The sequence below is a fragment of the Amycolatopsis albispora genome (assembly GCF_003312875.1).
GTDB lineage: Bacteria > Actinomycetota > Actinomycetes > Mycobacteriales > Pseudonocardiaceae > Amycolatopsis > Amycolatopsis albispora.
The window spans coordinates 2,273,178-2,291,006 of the sequence record NZ_CP015163.1 but is presented as its reverse complement, the minus strand read 5'-3'; the positions used below and the strand labels follow the sequence as shown (position 1 = coordinate 2,291,006).

Here is a 17,829-nt window from a genome sequence, read left to right as displayed (position 1 = left end):
TGGACGCCGTCACGAGGGGGCATCGGCGGTGGCCCAGCCCAGCGCGGTTTCCACCGCCTCTTCCACGATCGGCGCCATGGTGCTCATGTAGGTGGCCGTCACGTGGTTGTCGTCCAGGTACAGCAGCACGTTCCCGATCACCGGCGGGCACACCTCCGGCTCGCAGTAGTAGTCGCTGAAGTCGAGGAAGGACACCTCGGGCGGCACGTCCTCGATGCCGAGGTACGGCGGTTCCGGGGCGAACAGGTCGGCCCGCGGTGTGCTGCACTCGGGCGCCGCCGGGCCGTTGGCGTCCACGCAGGCCGACGGCGAGAAGTTGTAGCGCGGGTTGTCGCGGGCGGCCAGCACCGGGATGCCCGCCGCGGCGATCTTGCGCCACTGCGCCACGTACCCCGGCGGGGTCCATTCGACCAGGCCCGGCCGCGCGTCCCTGGTGCCGATGGTGAACACCGCGTCCGGCCCGATGGCCAGGATCTCGTCGGCCACCGCCGCGTTCCAGTCGATGCACGGCTGGTCGCCCGGCACGCTGTCGGAGTCGGTGGAGAACGGGCAGCCACCCCGCAGCATCGAGATGATCTGCCAGTTCTTCTGCTCCGCCACCGGCCGCAGCGCGGCGATGAACTGCTGCGCGTGCGAGTCACCGGCCACCACGATCCGCTTCGACGGCGGGTCGTGGAACTCCGTCGAGCAGACCGACAGCTCCGGGTGGCGGGGCGCGATCTCGCAGTCGCCGGTGGCCGCGTACTCCTCGGGCAGGGACAGGAAGGCCGGGGTCAGCGGCGGATCGGGCGCGCCCCAGTACTGGAATCCGGGCGTGTGCGCGCGGGCGCCCGGATGGTCGGGGTCGCCCGCGGCGAGCGCGTAGCTGTCGGCCTTCCAGCGGGCGGCGACCTGCCAGCCGCCGGTGGCCAGCAGGACCGGCACCATCGCGATCGCGGCGAACCGGTAGGTGCGCACGCGCACCTGGCGCGCCGGGTTCTCGATGAAGTGGTGCGTCAGCACGGCCAGCCCCACCGACAGCCCGATGATGCCCAGCCCGCCGATCAGCCCGATTTCCGTCTGTCCACGCGCCACCAGGTAGAACACCAGGATCGGCCAGTGCCACAGGTAGAGGGCGTAGCTGAGGTCACCGGCGTAGGTCATCGGCCGCGAGCCGAGGAACCGGTCGGCGCCGAAGTTGCTGCCGCTCGCCCCGGCCAGCAGCACAAAAACGGCCGACATCAGCGGCCACAGCGCCACGTAACCGGGGAACTGCTCGCCGACGGTCAGCACCAGCCCGCACGAGATCAGCCCGGCGATGCCCAGCCAGCCCAGCACGACCCGGACCAGCCGGTGCAGTGGTACCCGGTCGATGAACAACGCGAGCAGGCCGCCGAGCGCGAACTCCCACACCCTGGTCAGCGAATGGAAGTACGCCAGCGGCTGGTCGAGGGCGGTCAGCACCACCGAGAAGGCCAGCGAACCGGCGAAGACCGCGACCAGCGCCGGGGTGAGGAACCGCCGCGCGACCAGCGCGATCAGCAGCGGCCACACCAGGTAGAACTGCCCCTGGATGGACAGCGACCAGAAGTGCTGCACCACGCTGGACTGGTCGTGCTGGGTGAAGTAGTCGGCCGAATCCGCGGCCAGGCGCCAGTTCTCCACGAAGAACGCCGACGCGAAGACCTCGCGAATGGTCTGGAACCAGCGGTTCTCCGGCAGCAGCAGCACCGATCCGGCGACCACCGCGAGCAGCACGGTCAGCGCGGCCGGGAACAGCCGCTTGACCACCTTGCCCCAGAACCGCCGGAAGCCGATCGGCCCGCGTTCCCGCGCCCGCACCAGCTGCCCGGTCAGCAGGAAACCGGAGATCAGGAAGAACACGTCCACGCCGCCGGAGATGCGGCCGAGCCAGACGTGGTAGACGACCACCAGCACCACGGCGATCGCCCGCAGCCCCTGCAGTTCGGGCCGGTAGCGTCGCTCGGTCACAGTTCCACCAGCCCCGCCCTGATCGCGTACCTGGTCAGCGCGACCCGATCCCGCATGCCGAGCTTCTGCAGGATGTTCGCGCGGTGCCGGTCGACCGTCTTCACGCTGATCACCAGCGTCTCGGCGATCTCCTTGGCCGAATGGCCCTCGGCGATCAGCTTGACGATCTCCTCCTCACGCGGGGTGAGAATGCTGTCGGGCAGCCGGTCGCCCTGGCGGTCGCGGCGCAGGTAGTCACGCACCAGCGCGGTCACCGCGCCCTGGTAGAGGAACGGCTCACCGCGCATCGCCGCCCGGCAGGCCTCCATCAGGTCCTGGTCGGCGACCGACTTGAGCACGTACCCCGAAGCACCCGCCTTGAGTGCTTCGAAGAAGTACCGCTCGTTGTCGTACATCGACAGCATCAGGATGCGGATTTCCGGGGCGCGGCGGGAGATCTCGCGGGCGGCCTGGATGCCGGTCAGCCGCGGCATCGCGATGTCCAGGATGGCCAGGTCGATTTCACCGGCCACGGCCGCGTCGATCGCCTCGGCGCCGTCGGCGGCTTCGGCGACCACGGTCAGGTCGGGCTCGGCGTCGAGAATGAGCCGGAGGCCGCGACGGACCAGCGCGTGGTCGTCGGCCAGCAGGATGCGCGTGGTCATCGGGGCACCCGCAGGCACACGTCGGTGCCGTCCGGTGTGGACTCCACGGTGAGTTTCGCGCCGATCAGCAGTGCCCGTTCCCGCATCCCGCGGATCCCCGCTCCTTCGTGGTCGATGCCGCCACGGCCGTTGTCGGTCACGCGCAACGTCAGCTCGCCGTGCCGGGCGGTCAGTGAAAGGTCCACTTCGGACGCCCCGGCGTGCCTGGCCACGTTGGTCAGGCTCTCCTGGGCGATCCGGTACAGCACCAGCTCGACGTCCGGGCTCAGCTCCGGCAGGTCGTGGTCCACCCACCGGTTCACCCGCAGCTCGCCGAACTCCCCGCTCAGCGAGTGCAGCGCGCTCTGCAGGCCGAGATCGGCCAGCACCCCGGGCCGCAGCCGCCGCGCCACCTGACGGACCTCGTCCAGGCTGTCGCGCACGGTCTCCTGCACGGCGAGCAGTTCCTCCCGCAGCTCGGCCGGGGCGCGATCGACCGTGCGCTTGAGCCCGAGCAGCACCACGGTCAGGCTCTGCCCGATCTCGTCGTGCAGCTCGCGGGCGATGCGCTGGCGTTCGGCCTCCTGCGCGGCGAGCGCGTGCGCGCTGCTCTCGCTGCGTTCGGCCTCCAGCCGGTCCAGCATGGCGTTGAAGGTGTGCACCAGGTGCGTCACGTCGCCGTTGCCGCGTTCGCTGATCCGGTCACCGGCCCGCAGCAGGTCCACCCGCTGCATCAGGGTGGCCAGCGAGTCGAGCGGGGCCAGGCTGCTCCGCACCAGCACCGCGTTCGCGCCCAGGATCAGCAGCAGGCCGATCACCAGCACCGGCAGCTCGGTGACCTGCACCGGGGAGGACACGGTGGCGGGGGAGAGGACGAGCGCCAGCGTGCCTGCGGTGAACAGCAGCCCGTTGATCACGAGCAGCCGGCGGAACAGCGCTTGCGTGGGGCGCAGTGCTCCCTCGGCGGCAGCCACACTGCGGTCGATCATTCCCTCACCCTCACCCGCCGGGCACCCGCTGTCCATGGGAGTCAACACCCATTCGGGCTAGGTGCCGGTCCGCGCGGGGCCGCCCGAATGGGTGCCCTTGCCGCTGTTGTTCCTGCGCTGACCAGCGGAAACCCTGAGCAATGCAGGTCAAGGACATCGCGGTGAACGTGCCGACCGTCACCGTCGGCGGCGACGGCACGGCGGCCGCGGCGAGCGCGAACGTGGTGGCGATCGGCATCGCCGCGCGCACCGGATCAGCTGCGTTACTTCTGGTAACGCACCCGGAGTGCCTTGGGCAGGCCAGCCACCACGCGTTCGTAGGAGTGGTCGATCAGGTCGAGCAGCTCGTCGGCGGGCACGGTGCCGTCGAGGACCACCGTGTTCCAGTGGCGCTTGTTCAGGTGGTAGCCCGCGGTGATGGCGGGGTGCTCGTGCCGCAGGTGCAGGGCCAGTTCGGGATCGCACTTCAGCGACACCCTGGGCGGTTCGTCCTTTGTGGACAGCAGGGCGAAGATCTTGCCCTCGACCTTGTAGACGTCCAGCTCGGGGCCGAACGGGTGGTCCTCCACGGCGGCGGGCAGCGACAGCGCGTGCGCGGTCACCTCTTGTGGTCCCACGGTTTCCTTCGTTCTCAGCGCTTGGGCCACTGCCAGGCCGGGCGGTCCAGTTTGCCCTGCCCGCGCAGGGTGGTGGCACCGAACTCCTTCTCCAGTTCGAGCGAGGCCACCTCGCCGGAGATCTGCTCGAGGGCGCGCACCAGCGGCTGGGCGTGCGAGACGACCACGATCTGGGCTTCCTTCGCGGCGGTGGCGATCAACGCGGCCAGCGCGGGCAGCAGTTCCGGGTGCAGGCTGGTCTCGGGTTCGTTGAGCACCAGCAATTCCGGCGGGCGCGGGCTGAGCAGCGCGGCCACCCACAGCAGGTACCGCAGCGTGCCGTCGGACAGTTCGGCGGCGCTGAGCGGGCGGAGCAGGCCGTGCTGGTGGAAGCGCAGTTCGAAGCGCCCGTCGGTGTTGCCCACGGACAGCGTGGAGCCGGGGAAGGCGTCGTCGACCGCGGTGGCCAGCGCGGTGGCGTCGCCGAACTCCTGGATGGTGCGCAGTGCGGCGGCCAGGTCACCGCCGTCGTGGTCGAGCACCGGGGTGCGGGTGCCGATGCGCGGCTGCCGCGCCGGGGCGGCGGCGTCGGTACGGAAGTGGTCGTAGAACCGCCACGAGCGGATCCGGTCGCGGACCACCAGCAGCTCGGGGCAGGCGCGGGGGTCGGCGTACTCGCTGAGCATGCTGTCGGTCAGGCCGATGCGGTGCGGGTCCTCCGCCCAGCCGCGGTCCTCGCGGATGCGCACCACCGTCCCGGCGCGATCGGCGAGCAGCGTGGCCGGGCGCAGCACCGGGCCGTGCCAGACGGCCTCGCGCTTGAACTCCGGGTCCAGGTTGAACGCCGACTCGCCGGGCACCGGCAGGCCGAGGTCGAGCGCGTACCCGAACTCGTCACCGGCGAAGCCGAGCCGCAACCCGACCGGCTTGGTGCGGCGCGTGCCCTGCACCGGCGTGCGGCCTTCGCGGACGGCCCTGCCGTGCACCTCAGGCCCGGCCCACAACGTCGAGGGCAGCCCGCCCTCGCGGGCGAGCGCGGCCACGGCACCGTTGCGGGCGGTGTCGGCGAGCAACCGCAGCGCACGGTACAAACTGGACTTGCCGCTGCCGTTGGCCCCGGTGACCACGGTCAGCCTGGCCAGCGGCAGCACCAGGTCACGCAACGAGCGGTAGTTCTCGACGGCCAGTGTGGTGAGCACGCCAGGGACGCTAACGCACCACCCCGACAGTTTTGTCTGCCTCGGCTCCGCCGAGGCGGGCGAAGCCACCGGCGCGGCTTCGCGTGGGGCCGGGTTACAGCCAGCCTGGGGCGACGAAGACCAGCCAGGTGAGCACCGGCGCCACCACGATCATGCTGAACCCCCATCGCATCAGCTTCCCGAAGACCGCCTCGCGCGTGTCCTCGGTGGCGTTCGCGACCACCAGGGCGCCGCTGGTGGAGAACGGCGACGAGTCCACCACGGACGACGAGATCGACAGCGCGATGATCAACCCCACCGCGCCCACCTCGCCGGCCAGCAGGAACGGCACCGCCAGCGGGATCAGCGCGCCGAGAATGCCGGTGGTGGAAGCGAAAGCCGACACCGCGGCGCCGATCAGGCAGATGATCGCCGCGGCCAGCAGCGGGACGCCGATGCCCGCCACCTGGTCGCCGAGGAAGGTGATCGTGCCCGCGCGTTCCATCAGGCTGACAAAGGTGACGATGCCGCAGATCAGCAGCACCGTCGGCCACGCGACCTGCGCCACCGCGCCCTTCGCGCTCTTCGGTGACGCCAGCGACAACAGCACCGCCACGGTGATCGCGGTGAAACCGACGTCCAGGTCGAAGAACAGCACGCCGATGGTGAGCGCGGCCAGCCCGGCCAGGGTGAGCGCGCGGTCGACGGTGAGCCTGCCCGCTTCGTCGTCCGAAGATTCGGTGCCGCCGGTGCTCGGTGCCGGGGTGCGTGCGGTGCCCGGCTCGCCCGCCACGGCCAGTTCCGCCACCGTTTCCCGGCCGCGCGCCAGCAGTTCGCGCCCGCCGAAGAGGAAGAACACCACCACGCTCAGCGCCACGTTGACCAGGAACGAGCTGACGAACAACAGCACCGGGTCGCCCGGCAGGTTGTTCCTGGTGACCACGCCGTTGACGATGCCGCCGAAGATGCTCATCGGGGAGAACCCGCCGGCACTGGCGCCGTTGATGATGAACAGGCCCATCAGCGACGGGTTGATCCGGTAGCGCACGGCGAAGCCCATGCCGATCGGCGCGATGATCGCCACCGCCGCGGGGACCACCGCGCCGACCGCTGTCAGCGCGGCGGTGACCAGGAACATCATCCACGGCACCAGCGCGATCCGGCCCTGCACGAGCCGGACGGCCCGGTGCACCAGCCAGTTCACCGTGCCGTTGTTGGTGGCGATGGCGAACAGGTAGGTGACCCCGACCAGGATCACGAAGAGGTCGCCGGGGAAGCCGCCGACGATGTCGTCGCTGGATTCGCCGAGCACCAGGGTGCCCACCGCGAAGGCGGCGACGAAGGCGAGCGCGCCCATGTGCACCGGGAGCACGGTGGCGATCAGGAACACCGCCACCAGCGTGGCGATCATGATGAGCTGGACCGACATGCGTACTCCCAGGGTCGGTGAGGACAACCGGGCAACTTTCCGCATTACGGAATCAAGCTTCCGTGTTGAGCGAGTATGGCCGGGGTCACACTCACCGTCAAGGCTGGCGGCCGCCCCTGGCCGCACGGCTCGACCGCACCGCCAAACCCGGGCTACAGTTCACATGGCGGTAGTTGACTTCCGTAATGCGGACACGTCCGAGAGGACCGGCCATGAGTTTCGCGGGCGGCAGGCACTTCCTGCAGATCCCCGGCCCGACCAACGTTCCCGACTCGGTGCTCCGGGCGATGGCCGCGCCGACCATCGACCACAGAGGACCCGAGTTCGGCGAACTCGGCCGGACCGTGCTCGCCGGGCTGAAGCCGGTGTTCGGCACCACGCGCCCGGTGGTGATCTACCCGGCTTCGGGCACCGGCGCCTGGGAAGCCGCGCTGGTCAACACGCTCAGCCCCGGCGACAAGGTGCTCTGCTTCGAAACCGGGCACTTCGCCACGCTGTGGCAGGAGATGGCGCGCCGGCTCGGCCTGACCGTCCACTTCGTACCGGGGGACTGGCGCCACGGCGTGGACCCCGCGCGGGTGGCCGAGCTGCTCGGCCAGGACGGCGCGCACGAGATCAAGGCCGTTTGCCTGGTGCACAACGAAACCTCGACCGGGGTGACCAGCCGGATCCCCGAGATCCGCGCCGCGATCGACAACGCGGGCCACCCGGCGCTGCTGCTGGTGGACACCATCTCCTCGCTCGGCTCGATCGACTACCGCCACGACGAATGGGGCGTCGACGTCACCGTCGCCGGTTCGCAGAAGGGCCTGATGCTGCCGCCCGGCCTCAGCTTCAACGCGATCAGCGACAAAGCCCTTGCCGCTTCGGAGAAGGCGAAGCTGCCACGGTCCTTTTGGGACTGGCGGCCGTTGCTGGAGGCCGGTGAACGCGGCTATTTCCCTTACACCCCGGCCACGAACCTGCTCTACGGCCTGCGGGAAGCGTTGCGGCTGCTGGAAGCCGAGGGCCTGCCGAACGTGTTCGCGCGCCACCTCCGGCACGCCGAAGCGACGCGTGCGGCGGTCGAGGGCTGGGGCCTCGAAGTGCTGTGCGCCGACGAACGTGAGCACTCCGCCGCGCTGACCGCGGTGGTGGTGCCCGAAGGCCACGACGCGGACAAGATCCGCGCGCTCATCCTGGACCGGTTCGACATGTCGCTCGGCGCCGGGCTGGGCAAGCTAGCCGGGCGGGTGTTCCGCATCGGCCACCTGGGTTCCTTCAACGACCTGAGCCTGGCCGGAACGCTGTCCGGGGTGCAGATGGGCCTGGCGCTGTCCGGGGTGCCGATCCGGCCGGACGGCGTCAACGCGGCGCTCGACCGCCTCGCGGCGGCGAGCCGGACCGATCGGGAGGCAAGGTGACGGGACCGCTTCACGGCATCACGGTGCTCGAGGTCGGGGTGTTCATGGCGGCGCCGTTCGCCACCGCGCAGCTGGCCGACCTGGGTGCCAGGGTGATCAAGGTCGAGTCGCGCGCGGCCCGCGACCCGGTCCGCGCCACCGGCCCGTTCGTCGGGGGAGTGAGCAGTACTTTCCTGCGGCTCAACCGGAACAAGGAAGCCGTCGAACTCGATCTCAAGTCGGACGCGGGCCGCGAGGCGTTCCTCCGGCTGGCCGCCGCGGCGGACGTGGTGGTGGAGAACCTGCGCCCCGGCGCGATGCGGCGGCTGGGCCTGGGTCCGGACGAACTGCTGGCCGCGAACCCCGGACTGGTCTACGCCTCGGCTTCGGGCTGGGGGCAGGACGGTCCGCTGGCCGAACAGCCGGGCCTGGACATCATGGCGCAGGCGCGGTCCGGGCTGATGTCGGTGACCGGCGATCCCGGCTCCGGACCGGCGAAGGTCGGCGTGCCGGTCTGCGACCTGACCTGCGGGCTGTACGTGGCGCTGGCCGTGACCGCGGCGTTGCGGCACCGCGACCGGACCGGCGAGGGCCAGCACGTGGACGTTTCCCTGCTGGAGTCCGGGGTTTCGCTCGCCGTCTGGGAAGCGGGCCGCTACTTCGCCACCGGTGAACCGGGCCAGCGCCACGGCACCGCGCACCAGTCGCAGGCGCCCTACCAGGCCGTCGAGGCGGCGGACGGCTGGGTGACCGTCGGCGCGATCACGCCGAACACCTGGGCCGCGTTCACCAAGGCGCTCGGCCGCCCCGACCTGTTCGAGGACCCGCGATACGAAAGCAGCACCTCGCGGCTCGCGCTGCGCGGCGAGCTGATCCCGGAGATCGAGCGGACCACGCGGGAGCACACCACCGCCGAACTGGTCGAGACGCTGACCGCGGCCGGGGTGCCGTGCGCGCCGATCGCCGACTACACGCAGGTGTTCACCGACGACCACCTCACCCAGCGCGAGTTCTTCTGGGACGCCGAGCACCCGGCCGCCGGGCGGGTGCGCCAGCTCGGCTCGCCCATGCGCTTCTCCCGCACGCCCGCGCGCCGGGACACGGCCGGGCCGGATTTCGGCGAGCACACCGAACAGGTGCTCGCCGAGTTCGCGCCGGTCGACGACCCCGGTGACGATCTGCTCGTCGAACTCGAAAACGACGTGCTGACCGTGACGTTCAACCGCCCGGAGTCGCGGAACGCGCTCACTTTCGCCATGTACGAAGGGCTTTACCGGGCCTGCGAACGGGCGGACGCCGATCCGGCCGTGCGGGTGCTGGTGTTGCGCGGCACCGGTGACAAGGCGTTTGTCGCGGGCACGGACATCCGGCAGTTCGCCGAGTTCCGCACCGGGCAGGACGGCATCGACTACGAAGCGAAGATCACCCGCGTGGTCGATCGGCTGGAGGCGGTCCGGAAACCGACCGTGGCCGTGGTGCGCGGGGCCTGCACGGGCGGCGGGCTCGCGCTCGCGGCGGCCTGCGACCTGCGGATCGCGGACACCGGCGCCCGGTTCGGCGTGCCGATCGCCAGAACGCTCGGGAACTGCTTGTCCGCCAACACGATCTCGCTGCTGGTGGGGCACGCCGGGCCGGGACCCGCGCTGAACCTGCTGCTGCGCGGGCGCTTGCTGGACGCCGCTGCCGCCGAACGCGCCGGGCTGCTGAGTGAGCTGGTGGCGCCGGAGGAACTGGACGAGGCGGTGGAGCGGCTGCTCGGCGACCTGCGCCGGGGCGCGCCGCTGACGCAGTGGGCGAGCAAGGAGATCGTCCGCCGCATGCGCCGCCGCCTGCTGGTGCCCGACGACGACGTGGCGTCCGCGGTGTTCGGCAGCGAGGATTTCGCCACCGGCGTGCGCTCGTTCCTCGCCGGTGAACGGCCGGACTGGTCGGGCCGCTGAAAAAGTCCGAGATCGGAATGAACCGCGACTCGGGTTGATCCGTGTGCCCGGCGTGACGGACAGCGGAGTGGTGATCGCGGGGCGCTACCGGCTGGCGGACCGCGTGGGCGAAGGTGCGATGGGCGCGGTGTGGCGCGCCGGTGACGAGCGGCTGGGCCGGGTGGTCGCCGTCAAGCGACTGGGGATCGATGATCCCCGTGCGATGCGTGAGGCGCGGGTGGCGGCGAGGTTGCGGCACCCCTGCGCGGTGACCGTGCACGATGTGGTGGACACCGCCGAGGGCACCTATCTGATCATGGAGTACGTGCCGCTGAGCCTGGCGGCGCTGCTGCAGGGCGGGCGGACGCCGCCGGTGGCCCAGGTGGCCGGGATCGGCGCGCAGGTCGCGTCGGCGCTGGCCGCGGCACACGAACTGGACATCGTGCACCGCGACGTCACCCCGGGCAACATCCTGCTCGGACCGGGGCAGACCGCGAAGATCGCCGACTTCGGCATCTCGCACGCGCCCGGTGAGGCGACGGTGACCGCGGCCGGGTACATCGCGGGCACTCCCGCCTACCTCGCGCCCGAGGTCGCCGGGGGAGCGGAAGCCACGCCGGCCTCCGACGTGTACTCCCTGGGCGCCACGCTCTACGCGGCGCTGGAGGGAAAACCGCCGTACGGCAAAGAACCGAGCACGGCGGCGATGCTGATGCGGATCGTCGGCGGTGAGATCGGTCCACCACGTCGCAGCGGGCCGTTGACCGGGTTGCTGCTGCGCATGCTCCGGCGGAACCCCGCCGAACGCCCGACCATGGCGCAGGTGCACGCCGAGCTGGCGCCACCACGGCCGCGTCCGGCGGCGTTGCCGGTGCTTTCGCCGGTGACCGGGCCGGACCCGTGGCAGCCGGTGCGCCGTGGTGGCCGCCGGTGGCGCGCGGCGGTGGTGCTCGGACTGGCCGCCGCCGGACTGGCCGGGGGCGGCATGCTCGCCGGGTACGCGGCGGGCGGCGACCACGCGGTCACCGGCACGCCCGACCTGGTTGCCGCGCCCAGCATGTGTGAAGCGCGGTTCGAGGTGACCGGCTCGTGGCCGGGTGGCTACGAGGGCCGGGTGACCGTGCGCAATGTGGACACCGCGGCCATCGACGGCTGGGCGGTGCGATGGGCACAACCCGGCGGGCACACGGTGAACCACCTGTGGAACGGCCGGATGGCCCAGCACGGCGAGGAGATCACGGTGACCGGCGTGGGGCTGGCCGCCGGGGGCAGCACCAGCTTCGGCCTGGTCGCCGGGGTGCACTCCGACAACCCGGTGCTGCCCGCGGTGGCCTGTCAGTCCTCCTGACCGGGGGCCGGCCGGAACCGGAGGTCGATCGCCTCGGTGGGGTCGCCGTCGTGGATCCGGTGCCAGCGCACGGCCTTGCCACCGGGCACGTCGTAGAGCCGGATGCCGTCGCCGAGCATCACCGGCGCCAGGTGCACGGAGAACTCGTCGATCAGGTTCCGCTCGAGGCACTGGCGGGCGAGGTCGGCACCGAAGATCTCCAGCGCCTTCCCGTTCGCGGCTTCGAGCCCGATGGCGACCGCTTCGGCGATGTCGCAGTTGAGGAAGGTCAGCCCCGGCTCGGGCACGGCGTCCTCGGGGTGGTGGGTCAGCACGAAGATCGGGCCGTTCCACGCGCCGCCGTAGGCCTGCTTGGCGGTGTTGCCCGCGCCCACCTGCGCCACACCCGCGTCGTAGCCGCGGCGGCCGGCGAGGATCGCGCCGGTGGTCTCGACGGCGTGCTCGAACACCCCTGGCGCGAGCGTCACCCCGGTTTCCAGCCAGTCCATGCGGTGGTCCGGCCCGGCGATGAACCCGTCCAGTGACATCGTCAGGTGCCACCGCACGAACGCCCCGGATTCCTTGCCCATGTCGATCTCCTCGCTGTAGTCGTCCTGCCCGTTGAGACTCGGGGGCGCGGCGAAACTCATCGGTGCCGGGCATGATGGGCCGATGACGCAGCGCGCACTGGTCCTCGGCGGCGGTGGCATCACCGGGATCGCCTGGGAATGGGGAATGCTGACCGGGCTCGCCGAAGCCGGGGTGGACCTCGGCACCGCGGACCTGGTGATCGGCACCTCGGCCGGTTCGGTGGTGGGCGCGCAGGTCGCCGCCGGGGTCGAGCCGGCCGTCCGGTACCGGGCCCAGCTCGAACCGCCCGACGGCGAGCTGGCCGCGGCGCTGGACCGCGGACTGCTGCTGCGGTTCGCGCTGGCCATGGTCGGCCTGCCGTCGCCGCGGCGGTTCCGCGCCCGCATCGGCCGGATCGCCCTGCGTGCGCACACCGAAGCGTCCGAAGCGGACCGCATCGCGGTGATCGAGTCACGGCTGCCGGTCCGCGAGTGGCCGGAGCGGCGGCTGCTGATCACCGCGGTGGACGCGGTCAGCGGCCGGTTCCGCGCGTTCGACCGGCACGACGGTGTCCCGCTGGTGCACGCGGTCGCGGCGAGCTGCGCGGTGCCGGGTGTGTGGCCGCCGGTGACCATCGACGGCCACCGCTACCTCGACGGCGGCGTCCGGTCGGGCTCCAACGCGGACCTGGCCACCGGCGCGGACCGGGTGGTGGTGCTGGCGCCGCTGCCACGCGGCATCGGCCCGATGACGCCGGTCGGCAAGCAGGTCGCCGCCCTGCGGGAACACGCGCAGGTCGCGCTGGTCAGCCCGGACCGGGCCGCGCTCGCCGCCATCGGCCGCAACGTGCTCGACCCGGCCGCGCGGGCGGCGGCGGCACGGGCCGGGTACACGCAGGCGCGGTCGGCGGTGGACGGCATCCGCGCGGTCTGGGCATAGGGTGGGCGGTGATGGCTGACGAGAACGCGGAATTCGCCCGGCTGACCCGGGTGCTGCTCGACGCCGAGACCACGGCCGGGGTGCTGGAGCGGGTGGTCGACGCGGCGTACCGGGTGGTGCCCGGTGCCGAGCTGGTCTCGATCACGCTGCGCTCCCCGGACGGGCGCTTCCACACCCCGGTCGAGACCGCGCCGGTCGCGCTCGAACTCGACCAGGTGCAGTACGACACCGGCGAGGGACCGTGCCTCGACGCCGCGCGTCCCGACGGGCCCGCGTGCGCGCACAGCGTGAACCTCGGCACCGACTCACCGTGGCCGCGGTTCGGCCCGGCGGCGGCCAGGCACGGGTACCACGCCGTGCTGTCCACCGCGCTCGTGCCGGACGCCCGCCCACCGCGGCTTTCCGGCGCGCTCAACATCTACCGCGCATCCGACGGCGATTTCGGCCAGGACGCCAGGGAAGTGGCGCTGCTGCTCGCGACCCACGCGTCGCTGGCGCTCGCGCGCACCGAGGCGGTCACCCGCGCCGAACTCGAAGCCGTCCAGCTGCGCCGGGCGATCGACAGCCGTGACGTGATCGGGCAGGCGAAGGGCATCCTGATGGAGCGGCGCGGGCTGTCCGCCGAAGACGCCTTCGCCTTCCTGCGCCGCGCTTCGCAGACGCTCAACGTCAAGCTCACCGAGGTGGCCGAGACGCTGGCGGCCCGGCGGGCGGACCTCGACGAATCGCGTTGATCGCACCCAGGGTCACCTTTCGCAACAATTCGTGTTCGCTTCGCTTCACCGTCGCCCGGCGGTGTTTCACTGACCTGCATGCAGCCGGCAGCCTCGGTCCAGACGTCCCAGCTGAGCTTGGTGCACTCGTACCTGTTCCTCCGGCGCGCGGTCGGGGTGATCGGCCTGGCGCTGCCGGTGGTGCTCATCGCCGGGAAGCTGCTGATCGAGGGCGGTGACCTGCTGCCGTCGATCAGCGGTTACTACCACAGCGTGATGCGCGGGGTTTTTGTCGGCGCGATGTGCGCGGTCGGCACCTTCCTGTTCTCCTACCGCGGGCACGACCGGATCGACGACCTGTGCGGTGACGTGGCCGCGGTGGCGGCGATCGGGGTCGCGTTGTTCCCGATCGCCGGTCCCGATCCGACGCCGGGCCAGCGGGTGGTGGAAACCGTGCACGTGGTGTGCGCCGCGGTGTTCTTCGTGACGCTGGCGGTGTTCAGCCTGTTCCTGTTCACCAGGACCGGCGGTGAGCCGACGCGGCGCAAGACCTGGCGCAACCGCGTCTACCGCACCTGCGGCGTGGTCATGCTGGTCTGCCTCGTGCTCATCGCGCTCGAGGGACTGTGGCTCGCCGACGAGCTGGCGGCGCTGAAACCCGTGCTGTGGCTGGAATCCCTGGCCATCTTCGCGTTCGGCGTGGCGTGGTGGATCAAGGGCGAGACGCTGTTGCGCGATCCCTGACCCGGACCGCCGGTGCGCAGGCACCGGCGACCAGCAGCATCACCAGCACCACCACCAGCGCGTTGCGCAGCCCGGCGTACTCGCCGAGCAGGCCGAGCAGCGGCGGTCCCACCAGGAAGGCGAGGTAGCCGATCGTGGCCACCGCGCTGACCCGCGCCGTCGCGTTGTCCGGTTCGTCCCCGGCGGCCGAAAGCGCGACCGGGAAGCCCAGTGAGGTGCCGAGCCCCCACAGCACCACGCCCGCGGCGGCGAGTTCGATGCCCGGGGCGAACACCACCAGCGCGACCCCGGCGGTGGCGATCACCGCGCTGCCGCGCATCGCGGTGGTGCGGCCGAACCGGGCGAGCAGGCGGCTCCCGCTGAACCGCCCGATCGACATCGCCAGCCCGAACAACGCGTAGGCCACCGAGCCGACGGTGGCCGTGGCACCGAAGCCGTCCACGGTGATCAGCGGCAGCCAGTCGTTGGCCGAGCCTTCGGCGAGCGCCATGCCGAGCACGATCACGCCGATCAGCACCACCCGCGGTTCCCGCCAGACCTTCGCGCCCGCCTTGCCACCGGTGTCCTGCTCGGCGGGCGCGTGCGCGGGAATGCCGCGCACCGCCCAGATCGACACCGCCGCCATCAACGCGGCCGAGGTGCCGACGTGCAGCGCCACCGACACGGCCAGCGCGTTGAGCGCGATCCCGGCGAGGGCACCGGCGAAGGTGCCGATGCTGAAGCAGCCGTGCATGGCGGGCAGCACCGAGGCGCCGAGCGCGCGTTCGATCTCGGCGCCTTCGACGTTCTGCGCCACCTCCGACGCCCCCATGCCGAGGCCGAAGAAGGCCAGCCCGCCGCAGACCAGCCAGCCCGCGCCGGCCGCCGCGCCCGCCGCGATGAGCAGCAGCCCGCCCACCATGGCCACCGCGCCGAGCGCGATCACGAACCGGCCGCCCCTGGCCACCACCAGCTTCCCGGCCACCGCGATGCCGAACAGCGAACCGACCGACAGGCCCGCGATGATCACGCCCAGCTGCGCGGTGGACGCGCCGACCGCGTCGCGGATGGCGGGTGTCCTGGTCACCCACGAGGCGAAGGTGATGCCGGTGAGCAGGAACATGGCGAACAGGGCGGCACGCCACCGCCGGATCTCCGGGGTGCTCATGAGGCGGTGATCCGGTGGACCGCGCGCCGCACCCGCTCGGCGTCGAAGGGCTCGGTGGACAGGTGGCTGTGCAGCACCATGCCCTCGATCAGCGCGTCGATCTCGGGCGCCGAGTCGGCCGGGAAGTGCCGCGCCAGCGAGCGGCGGCTGGCGTTCATCCAGTCCTGGATCAGCTCGCGGAAGGCGGGCTTGCGAATGGCCAGCACGTAGAGCTCGACCATCAACAGCAGGTCGCGGTCGAAGCCGAGGCTCTCGTCGCAGATGATCCGGACCACGCCCTCGCGGCCGTCGCCGCCTTCGGGAATGGCGGCGAGCGCGGCGTCGAACCGGCCGTGCATGCGCTCGGCGAGCCGGGTGAAGGCCAGCCGCAGCAGTTCGTCGAGGCTTTCGAAGTGGTAGGTGAGCGAGCCGAGCGGCACGTCGGCGGCCTCGGCCACGGTGCGGTGGGAAGTGCCGGCCACCCCGCGTTCGGCGATCACGTCGATGGCCGCTTCGATGATGCGCTCACGCCGTTCCGGGTCGAACCGCCTGCGGCGTGCGGATTGTGCGGTCATGCCACTCCACTCCGGTCGATGCGTACGACTGTACACATCGGCGGCGGGTGAACCACCGGCCCCCGCCGGCCGTGCTATCCGGCAGGACCACCGGAAAGGACTTCCCGTCAGTGAGCGAAGAATCCGCGACCCGGCCGGTGAGGCGGCTGCTCGCGCGCGCCGGGCTGGTGGCGGCCGCGCTGCTGGTGTTCGCCGCGCTGGTGGTGCCGGACGAACCGGACCGGCTGACCCCGGGCGCGTTCGCGCGGATCCCGGTCGAAGCGCTGGCCGGGATGGCACTGGTGCTCGTGCTGCCGGTGCGCCCGCGGCGGGTGCTCGCCGTGCTCGCCGGGGCGCTGCTCGGCGTGGTCACCCTGCTGAAACTGATCGGCATCGGCTTCCGGATCGCGCTGGACCGCCCGTTCCACCCGGTGTTCGACTGGGCGCTGTCCGGGCCCGCGTTCGACCTGATGGTCACTTCGCTCGGCCAGGCCGGTGCGCACGCGGCGGCGGCCGGGATCGTGGTGCTCGCACTGGCGCTGGTGGTGCTGCTGGCCCTGTCGGCGGTGCGGCTGGCACGGCTGGTGGCCGGGCACCGGACGACCTCGACCCGCGTGGTTTCGGTGCTCGGCGCGGGGTGGATCGGCTGCGCGGTGACCGGGGTGCAGTTTGTGCCCGGTGAGCCGGTCGCCGCGAACAGCGCGGTCGCGTTCGCCTACGAGGACCTGCGTCAGGTGCGCGCCGATCTGCGTGATCAGGAGGCGTTCGCGGGGGAGTCCGCCGCGCCGGACCCGTTCGCCGCGGTGCCGGGTGACCAGCTGCTGACCGCGTTGCGCGGCAAGGATGTGGTGTTCACCTTCGTGGAGAGCTACGGCCGGTTCGCCGTGCAGGGGTCCGACGTGGCCGCCCGGATCGGCCCGCTGCTCGACGCGGGCACCGACCGGCTGCGTGCCGCCGGATTCCACGCCCGCAGCGCCTTCCTCACGTCGCCGACCACCGGCGGGGGCAGCTGGCTCGCGCATTCGACACTGCAGTCCGGGCTGTGGATCAAGAACGAGCAGCGCTACGACACCCTGCTCGCGAGCGACCGGCTCACCCTCGGCGGCGCGTTCCAGCGGGCGGGCTGGCGCACGGTCGGCGACGTCCCGGCGCACACGCGGGACTGGCCGGAGGGCGAGTTCTACGGCTACGACCGGTACTACGAAGCACGCAACGTCGGCTACCAGGGTCCGTCGGCTTCGTACGTGACGATGCCCGACCAGTTCACCCTGTCCGCCTTCCATCGCAACGAGCGCGCGGTGGACGGCGACCAGCCGGTGATGGCGGAGATCGACCTGGTGTCCAGTCATTGGCCGTGGGCGCCCCCGCCGCCGGTGCTCGACTGGGCCGCGGTCGGTGACGGCTCGGTCTACCACTCGCTGGGGCGGCCGCCGGTCGAGGGCATGTGGTCGGACCCGGCGCTGATCCGCGGCGCCTACGCCGAAAGCGTGGCGTACTCGCTGGCTTCGCTGCTGTCCTATGTGGAGACTCACGGCGGCGGCGACCTGGTGCTGGTGTTCCTCGGCGACCACCAGCCTTCGACCATGGTCACCGGGGAGGGCGCCGACTGGGACGTGCCGGTCACGCTCGTCGCGCGGGACCCGGCGCTGCTCGACCGGGCCGCGGCGTGGGGGTGGGAGGCGGGCCTGCGACCGGGACCGGGTGCGCCGGTCTGGCCGATGCATGAGTTCCGTGACCGGTTCCTGACCGCGTTCGCGAGGTGAGCCGCT

At 71.8% G+C, this 17,829-nt stretch carries 16 protein-coding genes; 7 read left to right on the top strand and 9 right to left on the bottom strand.

Annotated features, from left to right (window positions below):
- Window positions 1-9: 9 nt before the first annotated feature.
- The 6 genes from A4R43_RS10625 to A4R43_RS10595 form a co-directional block, all read right to left on the bottom strand.
- Window positions 10-1,971 carry an acyltransferase family protein gene (locus A4R43_RS10625; RefSeq protein ID WP_113692177.1) on the bottom strand — a complete coding sequence of 654 codons (1,962 nt, stop codon included), beginning with the start codon at window positions 1,969-1,971 and terminating at the stop codon, window positions 10-12.
- On the bottom strand, window positions 1,968-2,615 hold the full coding sequence (locus A4R43_RS10620) for a response regulator (protein ID WP_113692176.1): 648 nt from the start codon (window positions 2,613-2,615) through the stop codon (window positions 1,968-1,970). Before A4R43_RS10620 ends, A4R43_RS10625 begins: the two co-directional genes overlap by 4 nt.
- A complete protein-coding gene (locus A4R43_RS10615) occupies window positions 2,612-3,583 on the bottom strand; it encodes a sensor histidine kinase (RefSeq protein ID WP_113692175.1) in 972 nt (323 codons plus the stop codon). Before A4R43_RS10615 ends, A4R43_RS10620 begins: the two co-directional genes overlap by 4 nt.
- Window positions 3,584-3,846: 263 nt before the next feature.
- Entirely contained in the window at window positions 3,847-4,200 is a 354-nt protein-coding gene (locus A4R43_RS10605) for an MmcQ/YjbR family DNA-binding protein (protein WP_113692173.1), read from the bottom strand.
- Between the two features lie 14 nt (window positions 4,201-4,214).
- Window positions 4,215-5,378, bottom strand: coding sequence for an AAA family ATPase (locus A4R43_RS10600; RefSeq protein WP_113692172.1), 1,164 nt, complete (start codon window positions 5,376-5,378; stop codon window positions 4,215-4,217).
- A 94-nt stretch (window positions 5,379-5,472) separates the two neighbouring features.
- Window positions 5,473-6,786 (bottom strand): SLC13 family permease, encoded by a 1,314-nt coding sequence (locus tag A4R43_RS10595; protein ID WP_113692171.1) that lies wholly within the window; start codon window positions 6,784-6,786, stop codon window positions 5,473-5,475.
- Between the two features lie 212 nt (window positions 6,787-6,998).
- On the opposite strand from A4R43_RS10595, the gene A4R43_RS10590 reads away from it, so the two are divergent.
- From A4R43_RS10590 to A4R43_RS10580, 3 genes are read left to right on the top strand one after another with little or no spacing between them, the layout of a single operon-like run.
- The gene (locus A4R43_RS10590) at window positions 6,999-8,189 is read left to right on the top strand and encodes a pyridoxal-phosphate-dependent aminotransferase family protein (RefSeq protein WP_113692170.1); all 1,191 of its coding nucleotides are present in this window, start codon (window positions 6,999-7,001) and stop codon (window positions 8,187-8,189) included.
- Window positions 8,186-10,108: an enoyl-CoA hydratase gene (locus A4R43_RS10585; protein ID WP_113692169.1), complete on the top strand. Its 1,923-nt coding sequence runs from the start codon at window positions 8,186-8,188 to the stop codon at window positions 10,106-10,108. The genes A4R43_RS10590 and A4R43_RS10585 overlap by 4 nt, the downstream gene beginning before the upstream one ends.
- Before the next feature lie 52 nt (window positions 10,109-10,160).
- Window positions 10,161-11,435: a serine/threonine-protein kinase gene (locus A4R43_RS10580; protein WP_113697485.1), complete on the top strand. Its 1,275-nt coding sequence runs from the start codon at window positions 10,161-10,163 to the stop codon at window positions 11,433-11,435.
- Here A4R43_RS10580 and A4R43_RS10575 read toward each other — a convergent pair.
- A complete protein-coding gene (locus A4R43_RS10575) occupies window positions 11,423-12,064 on the bottom strand; it encodes a dihydrofolate reductase family protein (RefSeq protein WP_236808897.1) in 642 nt (213 codons plus the stop codon). The two genes, A4R43_RS10580 and A4R43_RS10575, sit on opposite strands and share 13 nt — an antisense overlap.
- A 22-nt stretch (window positions 12,065-12,086) precedes the next feature.
- On the opposite strand from A4R43_RS10575, the gene A4R43_RS10570 reads away from it, so the two are divergent.
- The 3 genes from A4R43_RS10570 (at window position 12,087) to A4R43_RS10560 (ending at window position 14,380) form a co-directional block, all read left to right on the top strand.
- Entirely contained in the window at window positions 12,087-12,923 is an 837-nt protein-coding gene (locus A4R43_RS10570; protein WP_113692167.1) for a patatin-like phospholipase family protein, read from the top strand.
- An 11-nt stretch (window positions 12,924-12,934) separates the two neighbouring features.
- Window positions 12,935-13,657 carry a GAF and ANTAR domain-containing protein gene (locus tag A4R43_RS10565; RefSeq protein ID WP_113692166.1) on the top strand — a complete coding sequence of 241 codons (723 nt, stop codon included), beginning with the start codon at window positions 12,935-12,937 and terminating at the stop codon, window positions 13,655-13,657.
- Between the two features lie 78 nt (window positions 13,658-13,735).
- The gene (locus A4R43_RS10560) at window positions 13,736-14,380 is read left to right on the top strand and encodes a DUF998 domain-containing protein (RefSeq protein ID WP_113692165.1); all 645 of its coding nucleotides are present in this window, start codon (window positions 13,736-13,738) and stop codon (window positions 14,378-14,380) included.
- Here A4R43_RS10560 and A4R43_RS10555 read toward each other — a convergent pair.
- Window positions 14,349-15,527, bottom strand: a complete 1,179-nt coding sequence (locus A4R43_RS10555) for an MFS transporter (protein ID WP_113692164.1) — start codon at window positions 15,525-15,527, stop codon at window positions 14,349-14,351. The two genes, A4R43_RS10560 and A4R43_RS10555, sit on opposite strands and share 32 nt — an antisense overlap.
- Window positions 15,524-16,081: a TetR/AcrR family transcriptional regulator gene (locus A4R43_RS10550; RefSeq protein ID WP_113692163.1), complete on the bottom strand. Its 558-nt coding sequence runs from the start codon at window positions 16,079-16,081 to the stop codon at window positions 15,524-15,526. Before A4R43_RS10550 ends, A4R43_RS10555 begins: the two co-directional genes overlap by 4 nt.
- Window positions 16,082-16,191: 110 nt before the next feature.
- Here A4R43_RS10550 and A4R43_RS10545 point away from each other — a divergent pair, with 110 nt between their 5' ends.
- A complete protein-coding gene (locus A4R43_RS10545; RefSeq protein ID WP_236808896.1) occupies window positions 16,192-17,823 on the top strand; it encodes an alkaline phosphatase family protein in 1,632 nt (543 codons plus the stop codon).
- Window positions 17,824-17,829: the final 6 nt, after the last annotated feature.

What these genes read in the sequence shown, in the direction of transcription:
- A4R43_RS10620 (WP_113692176.1), bottom strand. Translation starts at nt 2,615, where the DNA reads ATGACCACGCGCATCCTGCTGGCCGACGACCACGCGCTGGTCCGTCGC.
- A4R43_RS10615 (WP_113692175.1), bottom strand. Translation starts at nt 3,583, where the DNA reads ATGATCGACCGCAGTGTGGCTGCCGCCGAGGGAGCACTGCGCCCCACG.
- A4R43_RS10595 (WP_113692171.1), bottom strand. Translation starts at nt 6,786, where the DNA reads ATGTCGGTCCAGCTCATCATGATCGCCACGCTGGTGGCGGTGTTCCTG.
- A4R43_RS10590 (WP_113692170.1), top strand. Translation starts at nt 6,999, where the DNA reads ATGAGTTTCGCGGGCGGCAGGCACTTCCTGCAGATCCCCGGCCCGACC.
- A4R43_RS10575 (WP_236808897.1), bottom strand. Translation starts at nt 12,064, where the DNA reads ATGAGTTTCGCCGCGCCCCCGAGTCTCAACGGGCAGGACGACTACAGC.
- A4R43_RS10570 (WP_113692167.1), top strand. Translation starts at nt 12,087, where the DNA reads ATGACGCAGCGCGCACTGGTCCTCGGCGGCGGTGGCATCACCGGGATC.
- A4R43_RS10565 (WP_113692166.1), top strand. Translation starts at nt 12,935, where the DNA reads ATGGCTGACGAGAACGCGGAATTCGCCCGGCTGACCCGGGTGCTGCTC.
- A4R43_RS10560 (WP_113692165.1), top strand. Translation starts at nt 13,736, where the DNA reads ATGCAGCCGGCAGCCTCGGTCCAGACGTCCCAGCTGAGCTTGGTGCAC.
- A4R43_RS10555 (WP_113692164.1), bottom strand. Translation starts at nt 15,527, where the DNA reads ATGAGCACCCCGGAGATCCGGCGGTGGCGTGCCGCCCTGTTCGCCATG.
- A4R43_RS10550 (WP_113692163.1), bottom strand. Translation starts at nt 16,081, where the DNA reads ATGACCGCACAATCCGCACGCCGCAGGCGGTTCGACCCGGAACGGCGT.